This is a genomic window from Hyphomonas sp., assembly GCF_046313735.1.
In the GTDB taxonomy this organism is placed as follows: Bacteria; Pseudomonadota; Alphaproteobacteria; order Caulobacterales; family Hyphomonadaceae; genus Hyphomonas.
This window is the reverse complement of record NZ_JBKBXW010000078.1, coordinates 1-3169: the sequence shown is the minus strand read 5'-3', so window position 1 is coordinate 3169 and position 3169 is coordinate 1. Positions and strand designations below refer to the sequence as shown.

Genomic DNA, 3169 nt, shown 5'->3' with positions numbered 1-3169 from the left:
AAAAGCCATCGCCTACATGCGATAGCCCTGGCCGCTACCGGGTGAATGCGGCCAACGCGCTGTTGGCCGATCCGGTTACGGAGGAAACCCTCATCACGATCGACCGGCCGCGGGCCAATCACAATGCCGGCTGGATCGGCTCTGGCGCGGATGGGTTTCTCTATATTCCGACCGGTGACAGCGGCGGTGGCGGCGATCCGGACAATGTCGCGCAAAACCCGAACTCCCTCCTGGGCAAGGTGCTGCGCATCGATGTGTCCGGGGATGATTTCCCGGCGGACGGGACGCGCAACTACCGTATCCCGCCCGGCAATGCCTTTCCCGGCGGGGCAGGCGGGGCGCCGGAGATTTTCGTGCTCGGCCTGCGCAATCCTTACCGGGCGAGCTTCGATCCTGTCAGCGGCGACCTGCTCATTGGCGATGTCGGCCAGAATGCGGTCGAGGAGATCAACCGGATGCGGCCGTCGGATGCCGGCGCCAATTATGGCTGGCGGCTCCGGGAAGGCACGCAGCCCTATAATGGCGGCGCCAATTCGGCCGCCTTCACGCCGCCGGTGACCGAATACACCCATGGCACGGGACCGAACCAGGGACGCTCCGTGACCGGAGGATATGTGTATCGTGGGCCGATCACTGCGATTCGCGATCACTATGTGTTTGCAGACTTCATCAGCGGCAATGTCTGGTCCGTGCCCGAGGCGTCGTTGGTCGTCGGCCAGACGCTGGCGTCAGCCGCGTTCAATCGGCTGAATGAGAATCTGGTACCTGATGTTGGGACCCTGGGACAAATATCGAGCTTCGGCCTCGATACTGAGGGCCGGCTCTATATCGTCTCGCTTGGTGGCAATGTGTTCCGGATCGAGCCGGCGCCCTGAAGAGCAACCGGCCCGGCTGGAACAGGGCTCAGGTGCCCGGACGGGCGATCTGTCCTGCAAGGTTGAAGATCACTTGGTCGGCATCGAAGAAGGCGACATCGTCCGGCTTCGGACCTTTGCCCATCATGATCTCGGCGCTGGCGACATAGCGGGTCTGTTCCCGGTACTCGGCCGGTCCGCCCCAGAAGGGGTCGTAATAGCCGAAGCGCGAATAATATGCGCGTGTCGGACGGTGGCGCCGGTAGGGGTCGTGGAAGTAGGACGCGCGGGGTCCGAAGTAGCGGTAGTTCAGGTAGAAATGATCATAGAAGGGCGTGTAGCCCGCCCCGCCAACGGGGACGACCCGCGTGTTGGCATCGGTGTCGCGCCGGACCACCCGGAAGTGATCGTAGCCATTCTGTTTGGTCAGCTCGGCCGCGCGGTAGAGGAGGTAGGTCTCCACCGTGCGCCGGTCGGTCAGCGAATTGCCGGCAAATTCGACCTGATAGCGGTTTTCCTCGATCTTGAGATCGGAGAAGCCGCGATCTGAGGCCGTTGCGGCCTGGTAGGGCGTGGCCGTCGCGCAGGCGCCGGTCATGATCAGCGCAGCAAAGGCTGCGGCCAGGGTGAGTTGTTTCATCGGGTCAGCCTCCATGACTGTACATTCATCATATGGTGGAGACTTTAGATGAACACCAGCCGAATACGGCCATCACAACTGTGTTATATGCCGACCGCCAGCATGGCCTGGAAGGCCGGACGCGCCGAGACTTTCTGCACCCAGCCGGCTGTGGCAGGGCGCCCGTCGAGGCCGCCGCGAGCTGCGCCGGATGCGAGCTGGAAGCCCATCAGGCAGTCTGCCGCCGAGAAAGTCTCGCCGGCGAAATAGGCATGGCTGGAGAGGTGCGCCTCGATATGGTTGGCAGCCTTCTCGCGTTCCTGGGCGATGATCTGGCCGATCTGGCTGTCTGCGGCGCCGGCGAGGCCGAGATACATGGTCAGCAGCGAAGGCAGGAAGACGGCGCCCTCGGCCGAATGGAGCCATTCGAGGTAGCGCGGGAAATCCTGCGAGTCTGCGCGCGGGTGGAGGCGGTGATCGGGATCGAACTTCGCCATCAGGTATTCGGCGATGGCGCCGGTTTCGGCGATGACGCGGCCGTCATGTTCGAGCAGGGGCGACTTGCCGAGCGGATGGATATTCAGGAGTTCGGGCGGCGCGAGGCGCGTCGTGGCGTCGCGCTGGTAGGAGACGATCTCATGTTCGACGCCGAGTTCGAGGAGCAGCCAGACGATGCGCTGCGAGCGGGAGGCGTTGAGGTGGTGGAGTTTGAGGCTCATGGCGTGGGTCCTTCAGGCGTGAAATGAAAAACGGCAGACACCGGGGTCTGCCGTTTTCGTGCTTTAAGTGCGCGGCGCGGCTCAGGCGGCCTGATAGCCCATCACGGCCTTGACCTCCAGGAATTCCTCGAAGCCATGCTCGCCCCATTCCCGTCCGTTGCCGGATTGCTTGTAGCCGCCGAACGGGGCGGTGAAATCCGGGCGCGAGCCGTTGACGCTGATCTGGCCGGCGCGGATGCGGGTGGCGACGTCATATGCCTCTTTGTCCGGACCCTGAACATAGCCGGCGAGGCCGTAGACCGTGTCATTGGCCTGCTCGATAGCTTCCTCAAGCGTGTTGTAGGGCAGGATGCAGAGGACGGGGCCGAAGATTTCCTCGCGCGCGATGGTCATGTCATTGGTGACATTCGCGAACACGGTCGGCCGAGCGAAATAGCCCTTGTTGAAGCCTTCGGGACGGCCGGGGCCGCCGGCGACGAGGGTGGCGCCCTCTTCGATGCCCTTCTGGATCAGGTCCTGTACCTTCTGGTATTGGCTGCCGTTTGAGATCGGGCCGATAGCGCCGGGAGGGGCGTCTGCGGGCATGCCCACTTTCACCGACTCGGCGGTCGCCTTGGCAATCGCGACGGCCTGGTCGTGCTGGTCCTTCTGCACGAACATCCGCGACGGCGCGTTGCAGCTCTGGCCCGAATTGGTCATCATCGACATCACGCCGCTGGAAACGGCCTTCTGAAGATCTGCCGTAGGCAGAACAATGTTGGGGCTCTTGCCGCCGAGTTCCTGGGCGACGCGCTTGACCGTCGGAGCAGCAGCCTGGGCCACCAGCACGCCGGCGCGGGTCGAGCCGGTGAAGCTCACCATATCGACATCAGGATGGGCAGACATTTCGGCGCCGACATTCGGGCCGTCACCATTGACGAGGTTGAACACGCCTTTCGGCACGCCGGCCTCATGCAGGATTTCGGCAAAGATCATTG

The 3169-nt window shown here is 63.4% G+C and carries 4 protein-coding genes; 1 reads left to right on the top strand and 3 read right to left on the bottom strand.

The features are described 5' to 3' along the window. Window positions 1-875: PQQ-dependent sugar dehydrogenase (locus ACK4SV_RS16420; RefSeq protein WP_409918920.1), on the top strand; the 875-nt coding region annotated here is incomplete at its 5' end. Between the two features lie 28 nt (window positions 876-903). Here the strand turns inward: ACK4SV_RS16420 and ACK4SV_RS16415 are convergent. The 3 genes from ACK4SV_RS16415 to ACK4SV_RS16405 all read right to left on the bottom strand — a co-directional run. After that, entirely contained in the window at window positions 904-1494 is a 591-nt protein-coding gene (locus tag ACK4SV_RS16415) for a CC0125/CC1285 family lipoprotein (RefSeq protein ID WP_409918919.1), read from the bottom strand. Window positions 1495-1577: 83 nt separating this feature from the next. After that, a complete protein-coding gene (locus ACK4SV_RS16410) occupies window positions 1578-2192 on the bottom strand; it encodes a glutathione S-transferase family protein (protein ID WP_409918918.1) in 615 nt (204 codons plus the stop codon). A gap of 81 nt (window positions 2193-2273) precedes the next feature. Next, window positions 2274-3169: aldehyde dehydrogenase family protein (locus ACK4SV_RS16405; protein ID WP_409918917.1), on the bottom strand; the 896-nt coding region annotated here is incomplete at its 5' end.